Annotated in this window: 1 protein-coding gene; it reads right to left on the bottom strand. The window is 38.0% G+C overall.

Annotation, left to right across the window (positions count from 1 at the left end; genetic code table 11):
- Positions 1 to 225: 225 nt before the first annotated feature.
- Positions 226 to 716: adenylosuccinate synthetase (locus tag ACFIO5_RS11790; RefSeq protein ID WP_375705510.1), on the bottom strand; the 491-nt coding region annotated here is incomplete at its 5' end.

Here is a 716-nt window from a genome sequence, read left to right as displayed (position 1 = left end):
CTCAAACTGAGGAAAGAAACCCCAGCCGTAAAGCTAAAAACGCTTTTATTTTAGCTGTCTAAATTGATGATCACTTAATATTGATACAACTATCGGAATAGTTTAAAATGAATATGAAAAATAAACAATGCTCTTTTGCAGCTTTTTCTCCTTCATTCTTAAGTCTCTCTTCTTAGAGAAACATAGAAAAAACCGAAAAACTATACGGAAATCTAAAAATAATGATTAATTTGCAAAAGGATCCGTAATAAGGATAGTATCTTCACGCTCAGGGCTCGTGGATAATAAAGCCACCTGCGTACCGATCAATTCTTCAATATAGCGTATATATTTGATAGCTTGTACTGGTAAATCTTCCCACTTCAACGCATGCGCTGTTGCTTGCTTCCAACCTTCTAATGTCTCATAAATAGGCTTTACACGGGATTGTGCTCCCATGGAAGAGGGTAAATAATCAATTCTTTTCCCATCAAGTTCATAACCAACACAGACTTTAATTTCATCCAAACCATCCAAAACATCAAGCTTTGTCAATGCTATACCCTGAACACCACAAATCGTTACCATTTGACGGACTAAGACAGCGTCAAACCAGCCACATCGACGTTTTCGACCAGTAACAACGCCAAATTCATGCCCACGTATTCCAAGAAATTCGCCAATATCATTTATCTGCTCTGTCGGAAACGGCCCTTCTCCAACACGTGTTGTATAAG

It is taken from the genome of Bartonella sp. AA86SXKL (assembly GCF_042196885.1).
This window is presented reverse-complemented; position numbering and strand designations above follow the sequence as displayed.